Below are 24,508 nucleotides of genomic sequence, written 5' to 3'. Positions count from 1 at the left end.
CCACCCTTTGCGGCTACAATGCAGTCTCCCATTGGCTGAGACCGGTTTCCATGAGCGAGGATGATTTTGCGATTGGCGGCGTACCTATAGCGCGCGGGGAAACCCGCCGCATCGATCTGCCCGTAGTGCGCCTCTATACCGACACGGAAATGGCGATCCCGGTCTATGTGCAGCGCGGCAAAAAAGACGGCCCGACCATTTTCGTCTGCGCCGCGCTGCACGGCGACGAGCTGAACGGCATCGAAATCATCAGCCGCCTGATCCGCAGCCGCGCGCTCAAGTCGCTGCGCGGCACGCTGATCGCGGTGCCGGTGGTCAATGTCTACGGCGTGCTGCAGCACTCGCGCTACCTGCCGGACAGGCGCGACCTGAACCGCTCCTTTCCCGGCTCCGCCAAAGGCTCCCTGGCGGCGCGCATGGCGCATGTGTTTCTCGATGAGATAGTCTCCAAGTGCGACTACGGTATAGACCTGCACACCGGCGCCATCCACCGCAGCAACCTGCCGCAGATCCGCGCCAATCTGGACGACGAGGAGACCCTGGCCATGGCCAGCGCCTTCGGCGTACCGGTGCTGCTGAACGCGACCCTGCGCGACGGCTCCCTGCGCCAGGCGGCGGCGGACCTGGGCGTGCGTATCCTGCTGTACGAGGCCGGCGAGGCGCTGCGCTTCGACGAGCTGTGTATCCGCGCGGGGCTCAAAGGCATTTTGAACGTGATGCGCCACCTGCAGATGCTGCCGAAGGGTCGCCGGCAGCACAGTATCGAACCCTTCGTGGCCAGGCGCAGCGGCTGGCTGCGCGCCAGCGACAGCGGCATTGTGAACCACAAGAAATCCCTCGGCGATCACGTGCTCGAGGGTGAAGTGCTGGCGACCATTGCCGATCCCTACGGCCACGAGCTGGACCGGGTGATCTGCAATGCGGACGGAATCATTATCGGCAAGCAGAATATCCCGCTGGTGCAGGAGGGCGAGGCCATGTACCACATCGCCTATTTCCACGAGCCCCACGAGGTGGTGGAAAATCTCGAGCTGTTGCAGGACAGCCTGCTGCCCGGCGAAAACTTCTGACGCGGGGCCAACACAGGCCCCGCCCGCTTATCGGGACCGCAGCAGTTCCAGCACTTCCCTGCTCGGGTAACCCTGCACCTCGACGCCAACGCTCTTCTCGAACGCTTTGATCGCCTTGCGCGTGCCGGGGCCGGCCTTGCCGTCGATCTCCCCCTGGTAGAAGCCTTTTTCCTTCAGCAGTTTCTGCAGCTCTTCCACCTGGGCGCTGTCTATACGGGTAAAGGGCCGCTTCCAGTCGCGCACCAGTCCGGGTGCGCCGCCAATCCGGTCGGCGAGCAGGCCGATGGCGGTGGCGTAGCGGTCGGAGTTGTTGTAGCGCTTGATGACGAAGAAATTTTTCAACATCAGGAAGGCCGGCCCACCGCGGCCGTCCGGCAGCTTCAGTTCGGCCTTGAGGTCCCTGCGCGGAAAGGGCTCACCGTTGGCGCGCTTTACACCGAGCTTCTCCCACTCGCCGATGGTCAGCTTGCCGGCCGGCAGCTTGCGCTCGGGGATCGTGACCTCGTAGCCCCAGGTCTCCCCCCGCCGCCAGCCATTGTTCGACAGCAGGCTGGCGGCGGTGGCCAGCGCGTCCGGCACCGAGGTCCAGATATCGCGCCTGCCGTCGCCATCCATATCCACGGCATAGGCCTGGTAGCTGGTGGGGATAAACTGGGTGTGGCCCATGGCGCCGGCCCAGGAGCCGGTCAGGTGGCTCTCGTCGATATCGCCGCTCTGCAGAATTTTCAGCGCGGCCAGCAACTGCTGGCGGCCGAATTTCTTGCGCTGCGGGTCCGCGTAGGCCAGCGTCGCCAGCGAGCGTATCACGCTGCGCATCACCTTTTTGTTGTCGAGTATATCGCCGTAGCTGGACTCCACCGACCAGATCGCCAGCAGGATATTCGGATCCACACCGAAGCGCCGCTCAATCTTGTCCAGCCACGGCTGCAGCTTTTCCTTCTCCTTTTTGCCGCGCTCCACCGCACGCCTCTGCACCCGGTTGTCGAAGTACTGCCACACCGGCGCCTTGAACTCGGGCTGATAGGCGGCCTTTTCCAGCACCCAGGGATCCGGGGCGTCTATGCCTGCGAAGGCCCTGTCGTAGGTCTCGCCGGAAATGCCGTTCTTGATCGCGACCTTGCGGAAATCCTTCACCCATTTCTGGAAGCCGGGATCCGGCGCCTCCCGCGCGAACGAGGGGAGCGCGCACAGCAGCGCCGCGCACAGGGTGAAAAATCGGACCAGGGGCAGATACCGGGAGAAAATGGACATAGGGATTCCTTCAGCACGCAACATAATGCTCGCTCAAGGGTAGAACGGAAAAACGTCTTTCGAAAGGCGGATATCCCTTCCCGTGACGGCGATCAAATCCGCTCAGGGAATCACGTAGAAGAGCACGGCGCAAAAATGCAACACACCGCCGGCGAGCACAAACAGATGCCAGATGGCGTGGTGAAAGCGCAGGCTGCGCCACAGGTAGAAGGCGATACCGCCGGTGTAGCAGAGACCGCCCGATACCAGCAGCCACAGACCGCCCGTCTCCAGCTTGTCCATCAGCGGATCGACCGCGGCGATCACGACCCAGCCCATCAGCGCGGAGAGGGTGATCGACAGGGCGCGGATCTTTTTTAGCGGCGTGAACTGAATGATCAGCCCGGCCAGCGCCAGCCCCCAGATGATACCGAACAGCCACCAGCCCCAGGGCCCCCTCAGGGTCACCAGCGTGAAGGGTGTGTAAGTGCCCGCTATCAGCAGGAAGATGGCCGAGTGATCGAGCGTGCGCAGTATCTCCTTGGCGCGCGCGTGGCTGATGCTGTGGTACAGGGTCGAGGCGCCGAAACACAGGATCAGAGTCGCGGCATAGACGCTGGAGCTGGCGATATGCCAGGCGTCGCCGCGCAGCGCGGCGAAAGCGCAGAGCACACCGAGACCGACGATAGAGAGCAGTGCGCCCACGCCGTGGGTGATGCTGTTGGCGACCTCTTCGGCGAAGCTGTAGCGGTTGGTAATGGAGGAAGACATGGAAACCCCGGTCAAATGCGTCGAGCTCAAGTCAAGCACAAATTTATGACTGGAATCTTAAGCTTGGTCTAATCATCGACAGAGCCGCCGCGAAAAGCAAGGCCCAGTCGAGACCGGGGATTCACACAGGGGCCGGGCAGTGTCCGGCCGGGGTTCAGACGCTCGGGCCGTGGATACCCATCTCGCACAGGGCCGAGGACTCGCGCACTATCGTCTCGTTGCGGTCCGGGCCGGTGGAGATGATATCGATCGGCGCGCCGACCAGTTCCTCGATGCGGGCGATATAGGCGCGGGCATTGTCCGGCAGCTCCGCCTCGCGGCGCACGCCGAAAGTGGTCTCGCTCCAGCCGGGCATCGTCTCGTAGACGGGCTCGACACCCTCCCAGCCGGCGGCGTCGAAGGGCACCGGCACTGCCTCGCCGGCGCTGTTGCGGTAGCCGACGCAGATCTTCACTTCCTCCAGGCCGTCGAGCACATCCAGCTTGGTCAGGCACAGGCCGGAGATGCTGTTGATGCGGATCGCGTGGCGCACGGCCACAGCGTCGAACCAGCCGGTGCGGCGCTGGCGGCCGGTGGTGGCGCCGAACTCGTGGCCCTTTTCGCCCAGGTGGCGACCGACATCGCAGCCCAGCTCGGTCGGGAAGGGACCGCCGCCGACGCGGGTGGTATAGGCCTTGGTGATGCCCAGCACATAGTCCAGGTACAGCGGGCCGAAGCCGGAGCCGGTGGCGGTGCCACCGGCGGTGGTGTTGGACGAGGTCACGAACGGATAGGTGCCGTGGTCGATATCCAGCAGCGAGCCCTGGGCGCCCTCGAACAGGATATGCTCGCCGCGCTCGCGGGCGCAGTGCAGCTGGTCGGCCACATCCGCGATCATCGGCACCAGCTGGTCGCGCCAGACTTTGGCCTGCTCGACCATGGCCTCGTAGCTGACCGGCTCCACCTTGTAGTACTGGGTCAGGGCGAAGTTGTGGTACTCCAGCAGCTCTTTTAATTGCGCGCAGAAGCTGTCCCAGTTGCACAGGTCGCCGAGACGCAGGCCGCGGCGCGCCACCTTGTCCTCATAGGCCGGGCCTATGCCGCGGCCGGTGGTGCCTATGGCCTTGTCGCCGCGGGCCTTCTCCCGCGCCTGGTCCAGGGCCACATGCACCGGCAGTATCAGCGGGCAGGCCGGGGACAGGCGCAGGCGCTCGCGCACCGGCACGTTTTTCGCCTCCAACTCGCCCATTTCCGTCAGCAGCGCCTCCGGCGACAGCACCACGCCGTTGCCGATCAGGCAGGTGACGCCGTCGCGCAGTATGCCGGACGGGATCAGGTGCAGCACCGTCTTCTCACCGTCGATCACCAGCGTGTGGCCGGCGTTGTGGCCGCCCTGGAAGCGCACCACCAGCGATACCTTTTCCGTCAGCAGGTCGACGATCTTGCCCTTGCCCTCATCGCCCCACTGGGTGCCCAGCACTACTACATTCTTGCCCATTTGCGTAAATCTCAAGTCGTCAATTCATCTGTAGGATGGGCAAAGGAAGCGTAGCGGCCGTGCCCATCAACCGGCCCAGATGGGCACGACCCCGCCATGGATGGCGGGGATGCAGAAGAAAACGCAGGAGCAGTTTTTCTGCCTGCGCTTTGCCCATCCTACGAATCTGCCCGGGTAGCGGGCTAAATAATCTTAGTCGGGCTCAGCCGCGCGGCTTCACCACCCAGTCGCCACCGTCCAACACCAGTTCGCGGTCACAGCGGGACTGCACCTCGCCCTCGGCGCCGTCCGGCAGCGCGTAGATAACCACCTCGCCCTGGCGGCGCAGCTTCTCCACCGCGCGCCACAGGCTCTCGCCCTCGGCCCCCTCCGCCGGCGGCGCCAGTATCGCGCCGTCGAGCGGCGCCGGCGCGCGGCCGAGGGTGTTCAGGGACACCAGGTCGCTGCTGAAACCGGTGGCGGGCCTGTCGCGGCCGAACACCCTGCCGATACCGTTGTAGCGGCCGCCATTGGCCAGCGCCTGGCCGTGGCCCGGCGTGTAGGCGGCGAACACAAGACCGGTCTCATAGTCATAGCCGCGCACCTCGGACAGGTCGAAGAAGAGCTCCACCGATGGATAGCGCCGCTCGAGGGCGTCGGCCAGTGCCTGTAAATCCGCCAGCGCCGCGCCCAGTTCCGCCGGCGCGCTGGCGAAGAGGTCGCGGGCGCGCGCGAGGCAGTCGCTGCCGCCGGCGAGACCGGGCAGCGCGCGCAGCCAGGCGGCCGCGCGGGGGTCAGTGACATTGCTCTCGACCCAGCTCTGCACGTCGGCGCTGGCCTTGCTCTGCAGCAGCGCGAAGAGTTCGCGGCGCTGCTCGCCGTCCAGCCCCGCCGCATCGGCGAGGCCGCGGTAGATGGCCACGTGACCCAGATCCAGGTGAATCTGCTCGACGCCGGCGATCTGCAGGCTCTCTAGCATCAGCGAGATGACTTCGATATCCGCCTGCAGACTGTCCACACCGTACAGTTCGGCGCCTATCTGAATCGGCGCGCGCGAGCCCATGGCGGTGCGCGGGCGGGTGTGCAGCACATGGCCGGCGTAGCAGAGGCGGTTGGCGCCGGCGCGGGGGAAGCTGTGCGCGTCGATGCGCGCGGCCTGGGGGGTGATATCGGCGCGGATGCCAAGGGTGCGCCCGGAGAGCTGGTCGGTGACCTTGAAGGTGCTGAGCTCCAGATCGCGCCCCATGCCGATCAGCAGGGATTCGGTGAATTCCAGCATCGGCGGTATCACCAGCTCGTAGCCCCAGCTGTGGTAAAGGTCCAGCAGGCGGCGGCGCAGGGTTTCTATCTGCACGGCGTCCGCGGGCAGGATTTCCGCGATGCCATCCGGCAGCATCCAGCGATCGGCTTGGGTCATGGTGAAAAAGGTGTCGTCAACGGTATAGCGGGGCGGGGGCGCCCTCACAAAAAAACCGGGCTCGGCCCGGTTTGCGTGATTTTACCACCAAGTCTCGGCGGGAAGGTAGGGGTATTGGGCGGTGCAATTCGGCAAAAAGCCAGCCCCTACGGCTCCGCGTTACTTGCCCTCCGGATCCTTCAGGTAGCGGAAGAACTCGCTGTCCGGATCCACCAGCAGCATGTCGGCCTTGCTCTGGAAGGTCTCCTTGTAGGCCTGCAGGCTGCGGGTGAAGCGGTAGAACTCCGGGTTCTTGCTGTAGGCGGCGGCGTAGATGGCCGCGGCCTCGGCGTCGCCGGCACCGCGCAGCTCCTCCGCCTGGCGGTAGGCCTCGGCCTCGATCACCACCTTCTGGCGGTCGGCGTTGGCGCGGATGCGCTCGCTGGCCTCCTGACCCTTGGCGCGGTGGTCGCGGGCCTCGAGTTCGCGGCCGGCGCGCATGCGCTGGAAGACCGACTCGGACACCTCGGGCGGCAGATCGATACGCTTCACGCGCACGTCGATGACCTCGACACCCAGTTCCCCCTGGGCTACCGCGTTGAGGTTCTTGGTGATCTCCGCCATCAGTTCGTCGCGCTGACCGCTGACCACTTCGTGCAGGTCGCGCACACCGAACTGGTTGCGCAGGCGGTCGTTGATGCGCTCCGCCAGCAGGCGCACCGCGTTGCGCTCGTCGCCGCGGGTGGCGACGTAGAAACGGCCCACGTCGGAGATGCGGTACTTGGCGTAGGAGTCCACCATCATGAATTTGTTTTCCGCATTCAGCATGCGCACCGGGCTGGAGTCCACGGTCTGGATGCGCGCGTCGAACTTGCGCAGCTCGTGCACCAGCGGAATCTTGAAATACAGGCCCGGCTCGTAGTCGGTGCGGATCAGCTCGCCGAAGCGCAGCAGCACGGCCTTTTCCGTCTCCTTGACCACGAAGGCGCTGGAGGAGATGGCCAGTACCGCGAGCAGCAGAGCGGCGATGATTACCAGTGTTCTGTTGTTCATTGCGTCACCCCTCAACGGACATTCTGGCTGCGGCGGCTGTTGGCGGCCTCGGTGCGCAGCCGCTCGACGATGCGCTGGTAGACCTCATCGACGACCGCCGGCGACACGCCCTGGCGCTGTACCGTCTGGGCGCCGCTCTGCTGCGCCAGCTTGTCCAGCGGCAGGTACATCATGTTGTTGCCGCCCTCGACGTCCACCATCACCTTGGAGGCGTTGGCCATCACCTCCTCCACCGCGTCCAGGTAGAGGCGCTCGCGGGTCACCTCGGGGGCGCGCTCGTATTCGGCCAGCAGCTTCTCGAAGCGCACCGCCTCACCGCGGGCGCTCTCGACGACGCGGGACTTGTAGGCCTCCGCCTCCTCGATAATGCGCTGGGCCTGGCCCCGCGCCACCGGAATCACCTGGTTGGCGTAGGCCTGAGCCTCATTCTGCAGGCGCACCTCGTCCTCGCGCGCGCGCACCACGTCGTCGAAGGCATCCTGCACTTCCCGCGGCGCCTTGGCGTCAGTCAGGTTGACCACGTCGACGCGAATGCCGGTCTGGTACAGATCCAGGTATTCCTGCAGCCGCTCCTGGGTGTCCGCGGAGACCTGGGTACGGTTCTGGGAGATGACGCCGTTGAGGCTGGTGGAACCCACCACGTGGCGCAGGGCGCTGTCGGTGGCCTGCTGCAGGCTCTTCAGCGGGTCGCGCACGCGCAGCACGAAGGATTCCGCGTTGTCGATATGCCACTGTACCTGCAGCACCACGTCGACGATGCTCGCGTCTTCGGTGAGCATCTGCCCGGTGGTGCGCTCGGTGCGCACCTCGGTCATGTTGACCTTGGTGACTGTGTCGATCAGCGGCGGATTCCAGTGCAGGCCCGCCGTCTCGGTGGAGTGGTATTTACCCAGGCGCAGCACCACCGCGGACTCGTTGGCGTTGACCTGGTAGAAGCCCAGCAGGCCGTAGAGCACCGCGGCGACGATAAACACCAGCATCCAGGGGAAACTGCCCGAGCCGGCGCCGTGGGAGCCCCCCCCGCCAAACAGGCCGTTCAACTTCTGCTGCAGCTTGCGCAGCACTTCGTCCAGATCCGGTGGGCCGTCGTTGCGCTTGCCACCGCCTCCGCCCCAGGGATCCTTGTTGTTACCACCCGGTTCGTTCCAGGCCATCGAAATACTCCAACTCTGATCGTTAAACTTCTTGTCCCGGCGGATTCTAGCATTCTTCGCCGGCGAATTATTGCCGCTTATCGTTGCCGGGCCTCGCCTGATGGCCGCCACTCCGGCGCCGCCTCACCCTCTTTGTAGGGCGCCAGCAGGCGCTGAAAGTCGCCCCTGGGCAGCAGCAGCTGCAGTTCGCAGTCGCCGTTGTCGCGGTAGCGCTCCGCCTGCACCGCGTTGATCTCGTAGAGCTGCGCGCGCAGGCGCGACTGCTGCGGCGTGGTCACCAGCAGGCCACTGACCATCTGCTCACCGAGGCGTTCGGCGATGGCCTCGATCAGCAGATCGCAACCGGCACCGGTGGCCGCCGACAGCCAAACGGCGCGCGGTATACCCTGTTCGTCGCGCTCGATGCGCGGCTCGCTGTCGGCGAGCAGATCGATCTTGTTGTACACGAGCAGCTGCGGCAGCTCGGCGGCGTCTATCTCTTCCAGCACAGCCTGCACCTCCTCCATCAGGTGCAGCCTGTCCTCCGCCGCCGCGTCGACCACGTGCAGCAACAGCGTCGCGTTGGCCGCCTCTTCCAGCGTGGCGCGAAAGGCCTCGACCAGCTTGTGCGGCAGGTGGGAGACAAAGCCCACGGTATCCGCCAGCACCATGGCGCCGACACTGGGCAGGTCGACGCGGCGCATGGTCGGGTCCAGAGTCGCGAACAGCTGATCGCGCACATAGACATCGGCGTCGGTGAGGCGGTTGAACAGCGTGGACTTGCCGGCGTTGGTGTAACCCACCAGCGACACCGTGGCCACCTCGGCGCGGGAGCGCGCGCGGCGGCCCTGCTGGCGCTGGCGGCGCACCTTTTCCAGCCTCTTCTCGATGGAGTCGATACGCGCGCGCAGCAGGCGGCGGTCGGTCTCCAGCTGCGTCTCGCCGGGGCCGCGCAGGCCGATACCGCCCTTCTGCCGCTCCAGGTGGGTCCAGCCGCGCACCAGGCGCGTGGCCATATGGCGCAGCTGCGCCAGCTCCACCTGCAGCTTGCCCTCGTGGGTGCGCGCGCGCTGGGCGAAGATATCCAGGATCAGGCCGGTGCGGTCCAGCACCCGGCACTTGAGCTCGCGCTCGAGATTGCGTTCCTGGCTCGGTGACAGGCTGTGGTCGAAGATCACCAGCTCGGCGCCGTGGTCCACCACCGCCTGGCGGATCTCCTCCAGCTTGCCGCGGCCGACAAAGGTCTTAGGATCCGGTGTGGCGCGCTGGCCGAAGATAAAGGTCACCGGATCTGCGCCGGCGGACAGGGCCAGCTCTTCAAATTCACGCGGGTCGTCGGGGCTGTCGATGGCGGACAGTTCCAGGTGCACCAGCACCGCCAGCTCACCGGATTCCGGTCGTTCGAAAAACAATGGGAAATCTCTGTTGCGGGGCCGCGACGCGGCCCGGGGACCCATTCGAGGCCGCCGTGGCGGCGTCAACTTTCAGGGTGTCAAACTGCGCGCGCCCCGGCGGGCCGGGGCGCAGATCAAAGCTCGAAGGGGGGTCGACGTTAACCGAAGGTGTCGCGCTCACCACCCTCACCGGCACCCTCTCCACCCTGCTGTGCCGCCGGATTCAGCAGCGGTACGCGCACCGCGCGGGACGGGACCACGGTGGAAATGGCGTGCTTGTATACCATCTGACTGACGGTATTTTTCAGCAGTACCACAAACTGATCGAAGGATTCTATTTGCCCCTGAAGCTTGATGCCGTTAACCAGATAGATAGAAACCGGGATACGCTCTTTGCGCAATACGTTGAGGTAAGGGTCTTGTAAGCTGTGCCCTTTTGACATCTTTTTTCTCCTTGTCAAAAGCTGGAAGCGAATGCAGGCCGCAATCGCGCCCACGAAAACCGTGGACTAAGAAACGACTGAGGTTGAAGACGCGTACAAAATAGAGCCGGAAGTGGCCGGACTCTGTTAAAAAACTGACTGAGCGGGCTTGCCCACCGACGTTATGGCTGCTCAGGCGAGAAATTTCAAGGCTTCCGCCAAGATTTCGTCATTTTTGCGTTCTCTGCCATCGACATCCTGTGCGTAAATAGGCGCCAAGTCCGGCCAGCGCCGCAGCCAGGTCAGCTGGCGCTTGGCCAGTTGGCGGGTGGCGGCAATGCCCGCCTCCACCATCTCCTCGTAGCCGAGCCGGCCGTCCAGATACTGCCACACCTGGCGGTAGCCCACCGCGCGGATCGCCGGCAGGTCCTCGTGCAGGTCGCCGCGCTCGCGCAGGCGCCGCACCTCGTCGACAAAGCCCCCCTCCAGCATACGGCGGAAGCGCAGCGCTATGCGCTGGTGCAGCAGCGCCCTGTCCCGCGGCAGCAGTGCCAGCTGGCGCAGCTCGTAGTGCTCCGCCACCGAGTCCCGCGCCTGCTCGCGGCGCAGCCGCGACAGCGGCACGCCGGTCAGGCGGTAGACCTCCAGGCCGCGCTCGATACGCACCGAGTGGTTCGGGTGCAGTTCGGCGGCCAGTTCCGGGTCCACCGCCGCCAGTTCAGCGTGCAGCGCCGGCCAGCCCTCGCGGGCGGCACGCGCCTCTATCTCCGCGCGAATGGCGGGGTCCGCCTCCGGCAGCCGCGCCATGCCTTCCAGTAGAGCGCGAAAATACAGCATGGTTCCGCCGACCAGCAGCGGCACCCTGCCCGCCGCGGCGATTTCACCCATGGCCGCGAGCGCATCCTCGCGAAAGCGACCGGCGGAATAGGACTCGGAGGGCTCGCAGATATCGATCAGGCGGTGGGGATAGCGCTCCAGCTCGGAGGCCGACGGCTTGGCGGAACCGATATCCAGCCCCCGGTAGACCAGCGCCGAGTCGACGCTGATCAGCTCCACCGGCAGCCGCTCCGCCAGCGCCATGGCCAGATCCGTCTTGCCCGACGCCGTGGGGCCCATCAGGAAGATAGCGCGGGGCTTGGAGTCGCTGCCCGAACCCCGCTCTTTCACGTTACTGGCCACGGAGAAACCACTTGTCCATATCGGCGAGCTTCACCTGGGTCCAGGTGGGGCGGCCGTGGTTGCACTGGCCGCTGCGCTCGGTGCGCTCCATATCCCGCAGCAGGGCGTTCATCTCCGGCAGCGTCAGTTTGCGGTTGGCGCGCACCGAGCCGTGGCAGGCCATGGTGGAGAGTATCTCGTTGATGCGCTCGCCGATGCGGTCGCTGCCGCCCTCGGCCAGCAGGTCCGACAGCACGTCGCGCACCAGCTGCTCAACCTCGGCGCCGTGCAGCAGCGCCGGCACCTGGCGCACCAGCAGCGTCTCGGGTCCGGCCCGCTGCAGCACGAAGCCGAGGGACGTGAACACCTCGCTGCGCTCCTCGAAGCAGTCCGCCTCGCGCTGGCTGACCGCCAGGCTGACCGGCACCAGCAGTGGCTGCGCCTGGATACCGCCGGCGGCGTGGGCGGCCTTCATCTGCTCGTAGACGATGCGCTCGTGAGCCGCGTGCATATCGACGACGATCAGCCCCTGCTCGTTCTGCGCCAGGATATAGATACCGTGCAGCTGTGCCAGGGCAAACCCAAGCGGTGGGCAGACGTCCGCGTCTGGCGAGCGCTGCTCGCCGCGGACTTCTGCGCCCGGCCACGGATGGCCGGGCCGGTCGTCGCTCCAGGGACTGCTGCCCGGTTCCGGCGCGGCCTCGGCCACTCCGGAATCCGCCTGATACGGCTGGTGCAGCGCTCCGTAGGCGTCCATCTGTTGGCGCAGATCCCCCGGCGACGGCCTGGAGGCGAGTGGCATCTTCTGCTGCCCGCCGAATTCCCCGGCGCGGATACCGCCGGCGGTTTCGGGCTCGGGCTGTCTGTTTTCCTCCCGCTGCCCGGGCCTGACATCCGCCAACGCCCGGTGCAGGGAGCCGAACAGGAAGTCGTGCACCAGGCGGCTGTCGCGGAAGCGCACCTCGTGCTTGGTCGGGTGCACATTCACGTCCACCGAGGCCGGGTCCAGCTCCAGGTAGAGCACGAAGGCCGGGTGGCGGCCGTGGTAGAGGACGTCGGCGAAGGCGCGGCGCACCGCGTGGCTGACTACCTTGTCGCGAATCGCGCGGCCGTTGACATAGAAAAACTGCAGGTCCGCCTGGGAGCGGGAGAAGGCCGGCTCGGCCACCCAGCCCCACAGGCGCAGGCCGCTGCGCTCGACGTCGATATGCAGCGCATTCTGCATAAAGGCCGGGCCGCACACCTGGGCCACGCGCCGCTCCATCTCTGCGCGGCCGCTGCCGCCGCGCAGGTTGTGCACGCCCTTGCCGTTGTGGCGCAGGCTGATGGAGACGTCGAAGCGGGACAGGGCCAGGCGCTTGATGGTCTCATCGACGCGGTTGAATTCGGTCTTCTCGGTGCGCAGAAACTTGCGCCGCGCCGGGGTGTTGAAGAAGAGGTCGCGCACATCCACGGTGGTGCCGCGCGGGTGCGCCGCCGGCGCTATCTGCGCCTGCATATCCCGGCCCTCTGCACTCACCTGCCAGCCCTTGCCGCTGTCGTCGCGGCTGCTGGTCAGCGTGAGGCGCGCCACCGAGGAGATACTGGCCAGGGCCTCGCCGCGAAAACCGAGAGTGGCCACCGCCTCCAGATCCTCCAGCGCGTGGATCTTGGAGGTAGCGTGGCGGGCCAGCGCCAGCGGCAGGTCGTCTTTGTCGATGCCCTTGCCGTTGTCGCGCACCTTGATGCGCTTGATACCGCCGTTGTCTATCTCCACGTCCAGGCGCGTGGCGCCGGCGTCGAGGCTGTTCTCCAGCAGCTCCTTGATCACCGAGGCCGGCCGCTCGACGACCTCTCCGGCGGCGATCTGGTTGGCGAGGCGCGGGGACAACTGCTGGATTCTGTCGGGCATAAAAATTACAAAAAAGTTAGCGAAAATCGCGCTGTAGGAGCCTGCTTGCAGGCGAAAAGTGCGGAGCTCCGCAACCGTTCGCCTGCAAGCAGGCTCCTACATCAAGCGTTTACTTTCGGATGTTACCACCGGACGCGACAGGCCGAAGCCGATCAGCCCGAAGGGATGGTCAATGTCTGTCCGACCCGGATCACCGAGCTGTCGATACCGTTGATTCTTTTCAGCTCGTTGAGCGACACATTGTAACGCGCGGCGATACCGGAAAGGGTGTCGCCGCGGGCGATGGTGTGGCGGCGCTCGAGCCGGTCGCGGTTGGCGGCCAGCCAGGTGCCCGCCGGCGGGCGGCTGGTGAAGTGCGCCACTATACCGTCGCCGAGCTTTTGCGCCAGCTTGCGCTGGAAGGCCGGGTCGCGCAGGCGCCGGGCCTCGTAGGGGTTGGTGATAAATCCCGTCTCGACCAGGATAGAGGGCACGTCCGGCGAGCGCAGTACGGCGAAGTTGGCCTGCTCCACCCGCTTCTTGTGCAGGTGGGTGACGGCACCCAGCTGCGACAGCACACTGGCACCGATATCCAGACTCGCGTTCATGGTCGCGGTCATCGACAGGTCCAGCAGTACGCCGGCCAGGGTGTCGTCCTTGTCGTCGAGACTCAGGCTGCCGGCACCGCCGATCAGATCCGACTCGTTTTCGCGCTGGGCCAGAAAGCGCGCCGTCTCACTGGTGGCGCCGCGCGAGGACACCGCGTAGACACCGGCACCGCGGGCGTCCTTGCGCGTAAAGGCGTCCGCATGGATGGACACGAACAGGTCGGCGCGCATCTGGCGGCCCTTTTTCACCCGCTCGCGCAGCGGGATATAGTAGTCGCCGCTGCGCACCAGCTTGGCGGAAAAGCCGCGCTTGCTGTCGATGACCGCTTTCAGCTTTTTACTGATCGCCAGCACCACGTCCTTCTCGCGCAGGCCGCCGGGACCCAGTGCGCCCGGATCCTCACCACCGTGTCCGGCGTCTATCGCGATGACGATATCCCGCTCGCGGCTGACCTGCTGCAGCGTCTTCTCCTCGGCCTCCACCTTGTCATAGAGGTCGATCACCAGGCGGTCGGGCAATTTCTCGTGGCGGCGCAGGGCGAAACTGCGCGGCTTGACCTGCTGTTTCAAATCCAGCACCACGCGCAGGTCCTTCTTGTTGTGGCGGCCGTGGCGCAGCCGCTGTATCGGCGTGCCTTCCAGTGCCAGGCCGTCCAGCTCCGCCGCCAGGCGGGTGTCGGCCACATCCACCACCACCCGGTGCGGCTCATTCAGCGTGAACAGCTTGTGCTCCGCGGGCCCGCTGAGATCGAACACCAGACGGGTGTGATCCGGCGCGCGCCACAGGCGCACCCCCTCCACCTCAACCGCCTGCACCGGCAGAGCCAGCACCACCGAGACCAACAGGCCGGATATTCGCCACCAGACTGACTTCATTCTTGTTTTGCCCTGTCGATTATTCCCTGCCGCACTGCCCGGCGATCCAGTTCGTATTCCTATAGCAGCTTTCGCATGGCGGTCAACGCCGCCGCCCCCGCCTCCGAATGCGCGACCAGCCGCAGCTGGCGGCCGCTTTCCGGCACGGACAACTCGAGCTCCAGATCCGGCTGCGGCAGCACGCCGGCGCCGCGCTCCGGCCACTCCACCAGGCTCAGGCTGCCGGGCGCGAAGTAATCCCGCACCCCCATAAATTCCAGCTCCTCGGCATCCCCGAGGCGGTACAGGTCGAAGTGGTAGACCCGCCGAGCACCCCCGTCCGCCAGGGGAAACTCGTAGGGCTCCACCAGCGTATAGGTGGGGCTCTTGACCGCGCCGCTATGGCCGAATGCGCGCAGTACTCCCCGGCAGAAGGTGGTCTTGCCGGCGCCCAGCTGGCCGTGCAGATACAGCGTCAACCCGCTGTGCATACCCGCGGCCAGGCAGGCGCGGCCCAGCGCCTCGCCGGCGGCGACAGTGTCCGCTTCGCCCGCCAATTGCAGTGTCAGTTCCGCCACCATCAGTCCACCAGTCTCCGGATATGCGGCAGCAGGTCCGTGGCCAGCAGGCCCCGCTGGCCGTCCTGCGCGGCGCGGTCGCCCGCCTCGCCGTGCAGCCAAACCGCCAGGCGCGCCGCGTCCAGCGGCGACATCCGCTGGCCGATCAGGGCGGCGATAATGCCGGTGAGCAGATCGCCCATGCCGCCGGAGGCCATGCCCGGATTGCCGGCGTTGATCAGGTCGACACCGCGCTCGTGTGCGATCAATGTGCCCGCCCCCTTTAATATCACCACGCCGCTGAACCGCTTCTGAATCTCAATGGCCGCCGCGCGCGGGTCGGCGAGCACCTCGGCGGTGTCGCAGTCCAGCAGCCGCGCCGCCTCACCCACGTGGGGGGTCAGCACCCAGTCGTCGCGGCGGACGCCGGCCAGTACGCGCCTGCCGGCGAGGATGTTCAGCGCGTCCGCATCCAGTACCAGCGGCATCCCGGCGCGGCCGGCGCGGGCCAGCAACTGCTCACCCCAGGGCGCGCGCCCGAGGCCCGGCCCCACCGCAATCACGTCGGGACCGTCCAGCAGCGGTTCCAGCTCCTGCCCGGAGATCACCGGGTGCGCCATCACCTCCGGGCAGCGGGTCAGCGCCGCCGGCAGGTGCTCGGGGCGGGTCGCCAGAGAAATCAGGCCCGCCCCGGCGCGCGCCGCCGACTGCGCGGCCATCAGCGCGGCGCCGCCGAAACCGCTGTCGCCGCCGACCACCAGCACGTGGCCAAACTGGCTCTTGTAGCTGTCCGCCGCGCGCGGGGGCAGGCGTTTGACGCTGGCACCGTCGAATCGTTGCGCCAGTGGTTCCACCCCGACGTATATCTGCTCCGGCGCACCGAGGGGCTCGAACACCACCTCGCCGCAGAGGGCCGCACCGCGGCCGCAGTAGAGCCCCAGCTTGCGGCCGATAAAAGTCACGGTCACATCCGCGCGCACCGCCCCCTGCGCCGAAGCCGGCGCGTGGCCGGTATCGGCGCTGAGTCCGGACGGAATATCCACCGCCAGCACGGGCCCGGCACTCTTGTTGATACGCTCCACCGCGTGCGCGAGCGGCTCGCGCAGCGCGCCGGTAAAGCCGGTGCCGAGCAGCGCGTCGACAATCACGGTATCGCCGTCGGCGGCGTCCAGCTCGGTCAGTGAGGTGACGATAGGCACCCCCTCGCGGCGCGCGTAGTCGCAGGCCTGGCGGGCATCACCCTGGAGTTTTTCCGGCGCCACACAGGCGTAGACGGTCACCGGTATCTGCTTCTGCGCCGCCAGCGCCGCGACCACATAGCCGTCGCCGCCGTTGTTGCCGCCGCCGCAGAACACCTGGATACGCCTGGCCTCCGGCCAGCGCTTTTGCAGCTGGGCAAAGACGGCGCGGCCAGCGCGCTTCATCAGGGTCAGGGACGGAATCTTCAGCGCGGCAATGGCGCGGCGGTCGAGTTCGCGCACCGACTCGGCGCTGTACAGGGGTTGAGGCGTGTCCATTCGGCTCCCGCGATAAGATCAAGAATTAGTGATCAAAATTTAATCTGTGGCAAAATAGGCGATTCAGTCGCTGTCACCGCCGCGATGACAGCAAAGTATACCGCCCCGGGCGCACGATTGGCTTGCGCCCCGGCACTGGACCGGCAGCCCGACAATCCCAATGACCGAAACACTGCTCGCCGAGCTGGCGGCCCAGATCAAGATCTGGGGCCGCGAGCTGGGCTTCCAACAGATCGGCATCGCCGACTGCCAGCTGCAAGCGCACGGCGAGCGGCTGCGCGCCTGGCTGGACGCCGGCTACAACGGCGATATGGCGTGGATGGGTGCCCACGGCGACAAGCGCTGGCGCCCGGAGCTGCTGCAGCCCGGCACGCTGCGCGCCATCAGCGCGCGCCTCGACTACCTGCCGCCGGACACCCAGCCGGTGCGGGTGCTGAAGGATTCCTCCAAGGCCTATGTGTCCCGCTACGCGACCGGGCGCGACTACCACAAATTGATCCGCAAGCGCCTGGCGCAGCTGGCGCAGAGGGTAGACGCCTGGTGCGACGAACGCGGTATCGAGTCCTCGGGGCGCGCTTTCACCGACAGCGCGCCGGTGATGGAGCGCGCGCTGGCGGAAAAGGCCGGGCTCGGCTGGATCGGCAAGAACTGTATGGTGATCAACTCCAATGCCGGCTCCTGGTTCTTCCTCGGCGAGATCTACACCAACCTGGCGCTGCCGGTGGATCGGAGCGAAGAAACCAACCGCTGCGGCGACTGCACTGCCTGCCTGAAGGTCTGCCCCACCGACGCCTTCGTCGGCCCCTACCAGTTGGATGCGCGCCGCTGCATCTCCTACCTGACCATCGAGAACAAGGGGCCGATACCGGAGGAATTCCGCGAGCCGATGGGCAACCGGGTGTTCGGCTGCGACGACTGCCAGATCATCTGCCCGTGGAACAAGTTCGCCAAGCCCACCGCCGAAAAGGATTTCCACCCGCGCCACGGGCTCGACGACGGCGCGCTGCTGGCGCTGTTCGGCTGGAGCGAGGCCGAGTTTCTGCGCCGGACCGAGGGCTCGGCGATACGGCGCATCGGCTATGAGCGCTGGCGACGCAACCTGGCCGTGGCGCTGGGGAATGCGGAGCCCTCGGCGGAAATCATCGCGGCCCTGGAGAATGCACTGCGGGAAGCGACGCCGCTGGTGGCGGAGCATATCGAGTGGGCGCTGGCGCGCCTGCGCAGCGGGCGGCGGAGAAAGCGCAAGATCAAGCGGGTCGTTTAGGGCGCTGTTTTGTCCGGAAAAGTTGTGGAGCCGATGCTAAAGCCCTGATGCGTTTCCGGCAGCAGGGCCGCCACCGCACCTGCTAACGGGGACAGTGGCAATAGCTCACAGCCGGAAGAAGTGCTCCCGGTAGTGCTTCAGCTCCTCGATGGAATCGCGGATATCGTCCAGGGCCAGATGGTTGCTCTGTTTCTTGACCCCCGCGAGGATATCCGGGCGCCAGCGCCGCGCCAGCTCCTTGATCGAGCTGACATCCAGGTTGCGGTAGTGGAAGTAGGCCTCCAGCTGCGGCATATATTTGACCAGGAAACGGCGGTCCTGGCCGATCGAGTTGCCGCACATGGGTGAGGCGCCCTCCGGCACCCAGTGGCGCAGGAACTCCAGCGTCTCCCGCTCCGCGTCCCGCTCGGAGATAGTCGACTCCCTTACCCGCTGCACCAGGCCGGAGCCGCCGTGCTGCTCGGTGTTCCAGTCATCCATCGCATCGAGCAATGCGTCGCTCTGGTGCACCGCCATACTCGGCCCCTCGGCGAGGATATTCAGCTTCGAGTCGGTCACTATGGTCGCGATTTCGATAATGCGCTCTTTTTCCGGATCCAGACCGGTCATCTCCAGATCGATCCAGATCAGATTGTTCTGATCCACTGCGGGTCTCCTCAGGCTTTGGAGGGCAAGTTACCGCATTGCACCGGCGTTGCAAGCTATAATCCGCCGCGAATTGCCTAAGAGCCTCAGAATGAGCAAACGCAAACTGAGCCGGCGCCAGCAGTGGCGTATCGCCAAGATCCAGAAGGAGCGCGAGGAGCGCGCGCGCAAGCGTGCCGAGAGCGCCGAGCAGGCGCTGGACGAGGGCAGCCTCGGTCCGGAGCAGACGGGCCTGGTGATCGCCAACTACGGCACCCAGGTGCTGGTGGAGAGCGAGGCGGATCCCGAGCTGCGCCAGCGCTGCCACCTGCGCGCCAATATCGACACCCTGGTCACCGGCGACCGCGTCGCCTGGCGCCCCGCCGTCGGCGAGAGCAGCGGCGGCTACGGCGTGGTCGGTGCGCGCCTGCCGCGCCACTCGGAATTGCAGCGGCCGGACCGCTACGGCGACCTGAAGACGGTGGCCGCCAATATCGACCGCATCGTGATCGTCATAGCCCCCTACCCCGAACCCTTCGCCAATGCGATAGACCGCTACCTGGTGGCCGCCGAAACCACCGGCATTCACCCGATTCTGCTGCTGAACAAGACAGATCTGATCGACGACAGCAACCGCGACGCGCTGGAAGAACTGCTGGCCCCCTACCCGGAACTCGGCTACGAAGTGCTGCGCCTGTCCACCAAGACCGGAGACGGACTGCCGGAGCTATTGGACACTCTGGCCCGGGGCACCAGCGTCTTCGTCGGCCAGTCCGGCGTCGGCAAGTCTTCCCTGGTCAACGCCCTGCTGCCCGGCGCCGGCGCGCGCACCGGCGCCCTGTCGCAGGCGACCCGCAAAGGCACCCACACCACCACGGCGGCGGAACTCTTTCACCTGCCCAGCGGCGGCGATCTGATAGACTCCCCCGGCATTCGCGAGTTCGGCCTCTGGCATATGGACGAGCAATCGCTGCTGGAGGGCTTCGTGGAATTCCGCCCGTTTATCGGCCACTGCCGCTTCCGCGACTGCCGCCACCAGGGCGAACCCGGCTGCGCGATACAGGAAGCCCTGGCGCGCGGCGATATCAGCGCGCGGCGCATGAACAGCTTTCTGCACCTGCGCAACAGCCTGGAGTCTGAACATTGAACCTGATTATCGAACCGCAACAACTGGCCGCGCAGCTGGAGCGCGAAGACCTGCTGATCGTCGATCTCAGTTCCGAGCAAAATTATCAGAGCGGCCATATCCCCGGCGCCCTGCACCTGCCGTTTCAGGCGCTGATGGCGGGCACGCCCCCGGCGCCGGGCAAGCTGCCGAGTGCCGAGCGGCTGACGCAGGTGTTCCGCGCCCTCGGCCTGCGCCCGGAACACCAGGTCGTCGCCTGCGATGACGAGGGCGGCGGCTGGGCCGGGCGCTTCCTGTGGACCCTGGAAGTGATCGGCCACAGGAATTACAGCTACCTGAACGGTGGCATGCACGCCTGGCGCGGGGCGGGACTGCCGCTGTCCACCGAACCGGTGGAAGCCAAGCCCAGCACCATAGATATATCCATAGATACCGCCCCGGCGATGGAAGCGGATGAAATTCAACGGCGCCTGGGCGAGAGGGATTTCCTCGTCTGGGATGCCCGCTCGCCGCAGGAGTACAGCGGCGAGCGGGTGCTGGCGATGAAGGCCGGTCATATTCCCGGCGCGATCAACTGCGAGTGGACTCAACTGATGGATCCGCAGCGGGACCTGCGCATTCGCGCGGACGCGCGCGAATTTCTCGCCAAGCTGGGTATCGACGACACAAAGAAAATCGTCACCCACTGCCAGAGCCACCACCGCTCCGGCTTTACCTGGCTGGTGGGCAAATCCCTCGGCTTCGATATCCGCGCCTATCCCGGCTCCTGGAGCGAGTGGGGCAATCTGCCGGATACGCCGGTGGAGCAATAAACGCAACTCCCCCCGGATTCAAGACTCGGTAAAGAATACCAGGGCCTGATGCGAAGGCCCTGATGCCGGGGGAAGTTTGCGGGACTGTCGGCGAGAGGGATCTCGCCGACAAGCCTACAGGGATGTATTCACGGCGCGTCCCGCAAACTTCCCCCGGCAGCAGGGCCGCCGCCAACCTCTCTTGCTGGCGAGAGGGGGCGGGCAAATCAAGAACGTACACGGACCAGAAGTAACTCTATGCACCCAAAACTGTTTGCCGCACTGCAATACCTGACCCCGCAACGGGCCCTGTCCCGCGCCGCCGGCTGGCTGGCGGAGACGCGCATCCCGTGGATCAAGGATCCGTTCACGCGCTGGTTCGTGGACAAATACGATGTGGATATGAGCGAGGCGGAACAGAGCGACTGCACCGCCTTCGCCAGCTTCAACGACTTCTTTACCCGCGCGCTGAAGGAAGGCGCGCGGCCGATAGTTGCCGGCGAGCACACCCTCGCCTGCCCGGCGGACGGCGCCGTCAGCCAGTTGGGGGAGATTCACAACGGCAGGATCTTCCAGGCCAAGGGCCACGACTTCAGCCTGCTGGAACTGGTCGGCGGCGATCCCAAGATAGCGGCGCAGTTTACCGGCGGCCACTTCGCCACCGTCTACCTGTCGCCGAAGGACTACCACCGGGTGCATATGCCGATCGCCGGCACCCTGAAGAGCATGACCTATGTGCCGGGACAGCTGTTCTCGGTCAACAACGTCACCACCGAGACGGTACCGCGGCTGTTCTCCCGCAACGAGCGCGTGGTCTGCATCTTCGACACCGCCGCCGGCCCCATGGCGATGATCCTGGTGGGCGCGATGATCGTCGCCAGTATCGAGACCGTCTGGGCCGGACTGGTGACACCGCACAAACGCCGCGTGCGCACCACCGACTACGGCGACAATACGCCGATCCACCTGGAGAAGGGCGCGGAGATGGGCCGCTTCAAGCTGGGCTCGACCGTGATCATGCTGTTCGGCGCGGACAGGGTGCGCTGGCTGGAATCCCTGGGGGCGGAATCCCCGGTGAAGATGGGCGAGCACTTCGGCGATCTGGTCGCGGCCGAATAGGCCGCCCGAAGGCTGGCGCGAGCTGGCTAAATACCAGCAGATTCACACATCTGCGCCAGTATTTAGCGGGCGACGGTTAGATAGATCAGGGCCGAAGGCGCCGCGGGAGCGGCTGGACCGATCTATTTAACCGCCGGGTTACTAATAGCGCCCCAACAGGCGGGAGAGAAAGGCCGGCAGCCGCTGCCGGCTGAACAGGTAGCTGTCGCGCACCGCCGCCACATCCACCTGCGGATACCTGCCGGGCGCCACATCCTTGGCGATACTGATCTTGTCCTGCGGCGTCAGCTTGCCGCGCTCGATCAGCTTCTGCTTGCGGTCGTCGTCGGCGGCCAGATCCAGAAGACGCGGTTGCGCCAGCGGTCGCTTGGCGCCATCCAGCACCAGCATCACCTTGGGTTTCAGGCGGCGGCCGTAGGTCTGCTCCACGACGACGCCCACCTCGCCGGTGGACAGCTCCACCTGGGTGCCGGTGGGATAGAGGCCGATGGCCTGGATAAACTCCACCACCAGCTGTTCCTGATAGGCCACACCGCGCAGCTCGTACAGCTGCGCCACCGCCCGCGAGGGCGCCACCGGCTGGCTGGCGCCGCGGGGATTGGTGGCCTCATCGTAGAAGGTCACTATGCCGCACATGCGCGCCAACACCGGGATTCTGTCCCCGCGCAGGCCCTGGGGATAGCCGCCGCCGTCGTGCTGCTCGCGGTGGCAGCGGACGATATCGACTATCTGCGGTGACACCTGCGGGTCCGCCGACAGCATCTCCACACTGTGCTGGACGAACTTGCGGTACTCCAGCTCGCTGCGCGGATCCCGCGCGGCCATCTGCAGCACTTCGTCGGCGATCCTCAGCTTGCCCACGTCCTTCAGCAGTGTCGCCACCCCCAGCTGCACCAGCTCGTGGCGGCGCAGACCGATATGGCGACCGAACAACACGGCCCAGATACTGGCGCGAATGGCGTGACTGTAGGTGTGCTCGTCCTTGTCCCGCACCCGCGCCAGCCAGGCGGAGGCATCGGGGCTGCGCAGCACGCTCTCGACCAGATCCTCGACCACCCGATTGACCTGCTGCACCGGCAGCGGGCGGTCGCAGTGCAACTGCACCATGACCTGGTGCATGCCCTCGACGATGCGCCCGTGCAGGCGGCGCGCCCTGTCCGCCTCCGAGCGCGCGGGAGCGGGGGGCGGGTAGGCGGTATGGGAAACCTGGACCGGCTTGCAGGGGATGGCCACCGGCACGCGCTGGCCGCGCCTGCCGCCGGATGCCGGAGAGGGGGAATTCTTGCCCGCAGCGCGGGTGATACGGCGCAGGTTGACGGCGGCATCGCCGACGGACTTGACCACATCGACATAGACATAGCGGCAGTATTTCTGCAGCTGGCGTATCTCTTCCAGATCGCGGATATAGAAGCCCTGCAGCGCAAAGGGCGTGCGCGTCCAGGGCCTGTCCAGCCTGGACACGAACATGCCGCGCTGCAGATCCTCAACGAAGACTTTTGCCTGCTCGATCGCCACCGATGTGTTGCCGTCGATTTTTTGTGTTATTGGGCCACCCCGCGCTACTGTCTGCACCGCCTCTCAAGGCGGCGGGGCCAGCGCGCCTTTATAGCACGGCCGCCGGCCACTTAGCACCCGCCAGACCCGTGATAGACATCACAGAAAGAGGGAAATCCAGTGCAACTGCGCTGCACAGCGCCCCTCAACAATGGTATTTGGGCGACAGCTCCTGCACCGCCTCGATCATCGCCCGCGCGTGCTCCGGGTCCACCCTGGGCGTGATGCCGTGGCCGAGGTTGAACACATGGCCGGGGCCGCTGCCGTAGGACTCCAGAATCGCCGCCACCTCGGCGCGAATGCGCTCGGGGTCGGCGTAGAGTACCGCCGGGTCCAGGTTGCCCTGCAGCGCCACCCGATCGCCGACCCGCGCGCGCGCGGCGCCGATATCGGTGGTCCAATCCAGTCCCAGCGCGCTGGCGCCGCTGTCCGCCATCGCCTCCAGCCACTGGCCGCCGCCCTTGGTGAACAGGATTGCGGGCACCGGCCGACCGTCCGCCTCCTTGATCAGGCCGCCGACGATACGCGCCATATACTGCAGCGAGAATTCGCGATAGGCCGAGTGGCTCAGCGCTCCGCCCCAGGTGTCGAAGATCTGCACCGCCTGGGCGCCGGCGCGGATCTGCGCGTTCAGGTAGTCGGTCACCGAATCCGCCAGCACCGTCAGCAGCTGGTGCATCAGCCCAGGCTGGCGGTACAGCATCTCCTTGCAGCGGGCGAAATCGCGGCTGGAGCCGCCCTCGACCATATAGGTGGCCAGTGTCCAGGGGCTGCCGGAGAACCCGATCAGCGGCACGCGGCCGTTCAGTTCGCGGCGTATCATGGCCACCGCGTTCATCACATAATCCAGATCCCGCTCGCTGTTCACCACCTCGAGTGCCTCGATATCGGCAGCGGAGCGCAGCGGCTTGCGGAATTTGGGCCCCTCGCCCTCCTCGAAATAAAGGCCCAGGCCCATCGCGTCGGGGATGGTGAGGATATCCGAGAACAGGATGGCCGCGTCCAGCGGGTAGCGCTCCAGCGGCTGCAGCGTCACCTCGCAGGCCAGTTCGGTATTGCGGCACAGATCCATAAAACTGCCCGCCTGGGCGCGGCTGGCGCGGTACTCGGGCAGGTAGCGGCCCGCCTGGCGCATCATCCACACCGGCGTGCGGTCCACCGGCTGGCGCAACAGGGCGCGCAGGAAGCGGTCGTTTTTCAGTTCGGAGGGCTTGGATTCGGACATGGGCTGTACAACTGGCTGGCTAAAAAGGCGGCTATTGTACAGGCGGGCGCTACCGGAAGACAGGCATGCTGCCCCTTCCAGATTCGCGGCGGCTCTGGGGGGGGGGGGGGGGGGGGGGGGGGGGGGGGGGGGGGGGGAGGGGGGGGGGGGGGGGGGGGGGGGGGTGGGGGGGGGGAGAGGGGAAAAAGTAGGCGCGGGGGGGAAAAAAGAGGGGGGTGGCGCGAAGAAAGAAGGGGGGGGGGGGGGGTGTGGGAGAAAGGGGCCAGGGGGTGGTTTGTGTGCGAGCCTCCCCCCGCGGCGCCTGCCGTCTTACAG

The 24,508-nt window shown here is 66.2% G+C and carries 21 protein-coding genes; 5 read left to right on the top strand and 16 right to left on the bottom strand.

Annotation, left to right across the window (positions count from 1 at the left end; all coding sequences use genetic code 11):
• The first annotated feature begins 50 nt into the window (after positions 1-50).
• Positions 51-1,070, top strand: a complete 1,020-nt coding sequence (locus ACXAF3_RS13220) for a succinylglutamate desuccinylase/aspartoacylase family protein (protein WP_475112782.1) — start codon at positions 51-53, stop codon at positions 1,068-1,070.
• 27 nt (positions 1,071-1,097) lie between these two features.
• On the opposite strand, the gene ACXAF3_RS13215 is transcribed toward ACXAF3_RS13220, so the two are convergent.
• From ACXAF3_RS13215 to ACXAF3_RS13155, 13 genes are all read right to left on the bottom strand, one after another.
• On the bottom strand, positions 1,098-2,321 hold the full coding sequence (locus tag ACXAF3_RS13215) for a lytic murein transglycosylase (RefSeq protein WP_475112781.1): 1,224 nt from the start codon (positions 2,319-2,321) through the stop codon (positions 1,098-1,100).
• Between the two features lie 102 nt (positions 2,322-2,423).
• Positions 2,424-3,071, bottom strand: a complete 648-nt coding sequence (gene trhA, locus ACXAF3_RS13210; protein ID WP_475112780.1) for a PAQR family membrane homeostasis protein TrhA — start codon at positions 3,069-3,071, stop codon at positions 2,424-2,426.
• Between the two features lie 154 nt (positions 3,072-3,225).
• Positions 3,226-4,548, bottom strand: a complete 1,323-nt coding sequence (locus ACXAF3_RS13205) for an adenylosuccinate synthase (protein ID WP_475112779.1) — start codon at positions 4,546-4,548, stop codon at positions 3,226-3,228.
• 202 nt (positions 4,549-4,750) lie between these two features.
• Positions 4,751-5,944 (bottom strand): ATP phosphoribosyltransferase regulatory subunit, encoded by a 1,194-nt coding sequence (locus ACXAF3_RS13200; protein WP_475112778.1) that lies wholly within the window; start codon positions 5,942-5,944, stop codon positions 4,751-4,753.
• 159 nt (positions 5,945-6,103) lie between these two features.
• Positions 6,104-6,976, bottom strand: a complete 873-nt coding sequence (hflC, locus tag ACXAF3_RS13195; RefSeq protein ID WP_475112777.1) for a protease modulator HflC — start codon at positions 6,974-6,976, stop codon at positions 6,104-6,106.
• An 11-nt stretch (positions 6,977-6,987) separates the two neighbouring features.
• Entirely contained in the window at positions 6,988-8,130 is a 1,143-nt protein-coding gene (gene hflK / locus ACXAF3_RS13190) for an FtsH protease activity modulator HflK (protein ID WP_475112776.1), read from the bottom strand.
• 77 nt (positions 8,131-8,207) lie between these two features.
• Entirely contained in the window at positions 8,208-9,521 is a 1,314-nt protein-coding gene (hflX, locus tag ACXAF3_RS13185; protein WP_475112775.1) for a ribosome rescue GTPase HflX, read from the bottom strand.
• A gap of 140 nt (positions 9,522-9,661) precedes the next feature.
• Positions 9,662-9,946 (bottom strand): RNA chaperone Hfq, encoded by a 285-nt coding sequence (gene hfq, locus ACXAF3_RS13180; RefSeq protein ID WP_475112774.1) that lies wholly within the window; start codon positions 9,944-9,946, stop codon positions 9,662-9,664.
• A 171-nt stretch (positions 9,947-10,117) separates the two neighbouring features.
• Positions 10,118-11,041: a tRNA (adenosine(37)-N6)-dimethylallyltransferase MiaA gene (miaA, locus tag ACXAF3_RS13175; RefSeq protein WP_475112838.1), complete on the bottom strand. Its 924-nt coding sequence runs from the start codon at positions 11,039-11,041 to the stop codon at positions 10,118-10,120.
• A gap of 52 nt (positions 11,042-11,093) precedes the next feature.
• Complete coding sequence (gene mutL / locus ACXAF3_RS13170) at positions 11,094-12,974, bottom strand: DNA mismatch repair endonuclease MutL (RefSeq protein WP_475112773.1); 1,881 nt, start codon at positions 12,972-12,974, stop codon at positions 11,094-11,096.
• Positions 12,975-13,126: 152 nt separating this feature from the next.
• Positions 13,127-14,437 (bottom strand): N-acetylmuramoyl-L-alanine amidase, encoded by a 1,311-nt coding sequence (locus ACXAF3_RS13165; protein ID WP_475112772.1) that lies wholly within the window; start codon positions 14,435-14,437, stop codon positions 13,127-13,129.
• A 59-nt stretch (positions 14,438-14,496) separates the two neighbouring features.
• On the bottom strand, positions 14,497-14,997 hold the full coding sequence (tsaE, locus tag ACXAF3_RS13160; RefSeq protein WP_475112771.1) for a tRNA (adenosine(37)-N6)-threonylcarbamoyltransferase complex ATPase subunit type 1 TsaE: 501 nt from the start codon (positions 14,995-14,997) through the stop codon (positions 14,497-14,499).
• Positions 14,997-16,490 (bottom strand): NAD(P)H-hydrate dehydratase, encoded by a 1,494-nt coding sequence (locus ACXAF3_RS13155; RefSeq protein WP_475112770.1) that lies wholly within the window; start codon positions 16,488-16,490, stop codon positions 14,997-14,999. The genes tsaE and ACXAF3_RS13155 overlap by 1 nt, the downstream gene beginning before the upstream one ends.
• 160 nt (positions 16,491-16,650) lie before the next feature.
• Here ACXAF3_RS13155 and queG point away from each other — a divergent pair, with 160 nt between their 5' ends.
• Positions 16,651-17,754, top strand: coding sequence for a tRNA epoxyqueuosine(34) reductase QueG (gene queG, locus ACXAF3_RS13150; protein WP_475112769.1), 1,104 nt, complete (start codon positions 16,651-16,653; stop codon positions 17,752-17,754).
• A 105-nt stretch (positions 17,755-17,859) separates the two neighbouring features.
• On the opposite strand, the gene orn is transcribed toward queG, so the two are convergent.
• Positions 17,860-18,399, bottom strand: coding sequence for an oligoribonuclease (gene orn / locus ACXAF3_RS13145; protein ID WP_475112768.1), 540 nt, complete (start codon positions 18,397-18,399; stop codon positions 17,860-17,862).
• A gap of 91 nt (positions 18,400-18,490) precedes the next feature.
• Between orn and rsgA the strand changes: the two genes are divergently transcribed.
• From rsgA to asd, 3 genes are all read left to right on the top strand, one after another.
• Entirely contained in the window at positions 18,491-19,525 is a 1,035-nt protein-coding gene (gene rsgA, locus ACXAF3_RS13140) for a small ribosomal subunit biogenesis GTPase RsgA (protein WP_475112767.1), read from the top strand.
• Complete coding sequence (locus ACXAF3_RS13135) at positions 19,522-20,316, top strand: sulfurtransferase (protein WP_475112766.1); 795 nt, start codon at positions 19,522-19,524, stop codon at positions 20,314-20,316. The genes rsgA and ACXAF3_RS13135 overlap by 4 nt, the downstream gene beginning before the upstream one ends.
• A gap of 237 nt (positions 20,317-20,553) precedes the next feature.
• Positions 20,554-21,414 (top strand): archaetidylserine decarboxylase, encoded by an 861-nt coding sequence (gene asd, locus ACXAF3_RS13130; RefSeq protein ID WP_475112765.1) that lies wholly within the window; start codon positions 20,554-20,556, stop codon positions 21,412-21,414.
• 141 nt (positions 21,415-21,555) lie between these two features.
• Here the strand turns inward: asd and ACXAF3_RS13125 are convergent, their stop codons facing one another.
• Together ACXAF3_RS13125 and hemE are read right to left on the bottom strand one after the other, a co-directional pair.
• Positions 21,556-22,929, bottom strand: coding sequence for an HD-GYP domain-containing protein (locus tag ACXAF3_RS13125; RefSeq protein WP_475112764.1), 1,374 nt, complete (start codon positions 22,927-22,929; stop codon positions 21,556-21,558).
• A gap of 184 nt (positions 22,930-23,113) precedes the next feature.
• Positions 23,114-24,193, bottom strand: coding sequence for a uroporphyrinogen decarboxylase (gene hemE / locus ACXAF3_RS13120; protein WP_475112763.1), 1,080 nt, complete (start codon positions 24,191-24,193; stop codon positions 23,114-23,116).
• Positions 24,194-24,508 lie beyond the last annotated feature (315 nt).

This window comes from Microbulbifer sp. ABF4_143, from assembly GCF_056160225.1.
The sequence above is the reverse complement of the archived record's forward strand: the minus strand, read 5'-3'. Positions and strand labels throughout refer to the sequence as shown.

Excerpts from the sequence above, each read along its gene's own strand:
- tsaE (WP_475112771.1), bottom strand. The coding sequence starts at position 14,997 with ATGGTGGCGGAACTGACACTGCAATTGGCGGGCGAAGCGGACACTGTC.
- miaA (WP_475112838.1), bottom strand. The coding sequence starts at position 11,041 with ATGGGCCCCACGGCGTCGGGCAAGACGGATCTGGCCATGGCGCTGGCG.
- asd (WP_475112765.1), top strand. The coding sequence starts at position 20,554 with ATGCACCCAAAACTGTTTGCCGCACTGCAATACCTGACCCCGCAACGG.
- ACXAF3_RS13205 (WP_475112779.1), bottom strand. The coding sequence starts at position 4,548 with ATGGGCAAGAATGTAGTAGTGCTGGGCACCCAGTGGGGCGATGAGGGC.
- hfq (WP_475112774.1), bottom strand. The coding sequence starts at position 9,946 with ATGTCAAAAGGGCACAGCTTACAAGACCCTTACCTCAACGTATTGCGC.
- queG (WP_475112769.1), top strand. The coding sequence starts at position 16,651 with ATGACCGAAACACTGCTCGCCGAGCTGGCGGCCCAGATCAAGATCTGG.
- hemE (WP_475112763.1), bottom strand. The coding sequence starts at position 24,193 with ATGTCCGAATCCAAGCCCTCCGAACTGAAAAACGACCGCTTCCTGCGC.
- hflK (WP_475112776.1), bottom strand. The coding sequence starts at position 8,130 with ATGGCCTGGAACGAACCGGGTGGTAACAACAAGGATCCCTGGGGCGGA.
- rsgA (WP_475112767.1), top strand. The coding sequence starts at position 18,491 with ATGAGCAAACGCAAACTGAGCCGGCGCCAGCAGTGGCGTATCGCCAAG.
- mutL (WP_475112773.1), bottom strand. The coding sequence starts at position 12,974 with ATGCCCGACAGAATCCAGCAGTTGTCCCCGCGCCTCGCCAACCAGATC.
- ACXAF3_RS13165 (WP_475112772.1), bottom strand. The coding sequence starts at position 14,437 with ATGAAGTCAGTCTGGTGGCGAATATCCGGCCTGTTGGTCTCGGTGGTG.
- hflC (WP_475112777.1), bottom strand. The coding sequence starts at position 6,976 with ATGAACAACAGAACACTGGTAATCATCGCCGCTCTGCTGCTCGCGGTA.
- ACXAF3_RS13215 (WP_475112781.1), bottom strand. The coding sequence starts at position 2,321 with ATGTCCATTTTCTCCCGGTATCTGCCCCTGGTCCGATTTTTCACCCTG.
- trhA (WP_475112780.1), bottom strand. The coding sequence starts at position 3,071 with ATGTCTTCCTCCATTACCAACCGCTACAGCTTCGCCGAAGAGGTCGCC.
- ACXAF3_RS13155 (WP_475112770.1), bottom strand. The coding sequence starts at position 16,490 with ATGGACACGCCTCAACCCCTGTACAGCGCCGAGTCGGTGCGCGAACTC.
- ACXAF3_RS13220 (WP_475112782.1), top strand. The coding sequence starts at position 51 with ATGAGCGAGGATGATTTTGCGATTGGCGGCGTACCTATAGCGCGCGGG.
- ACXAF3_RS13200 (WP_475112778.1), bottom strand. The coding sequence starts at position 5,944 with ATGACCCAAGCCGATCGCTGGATGCTGCCGGATGGCATCGCGGAAATC.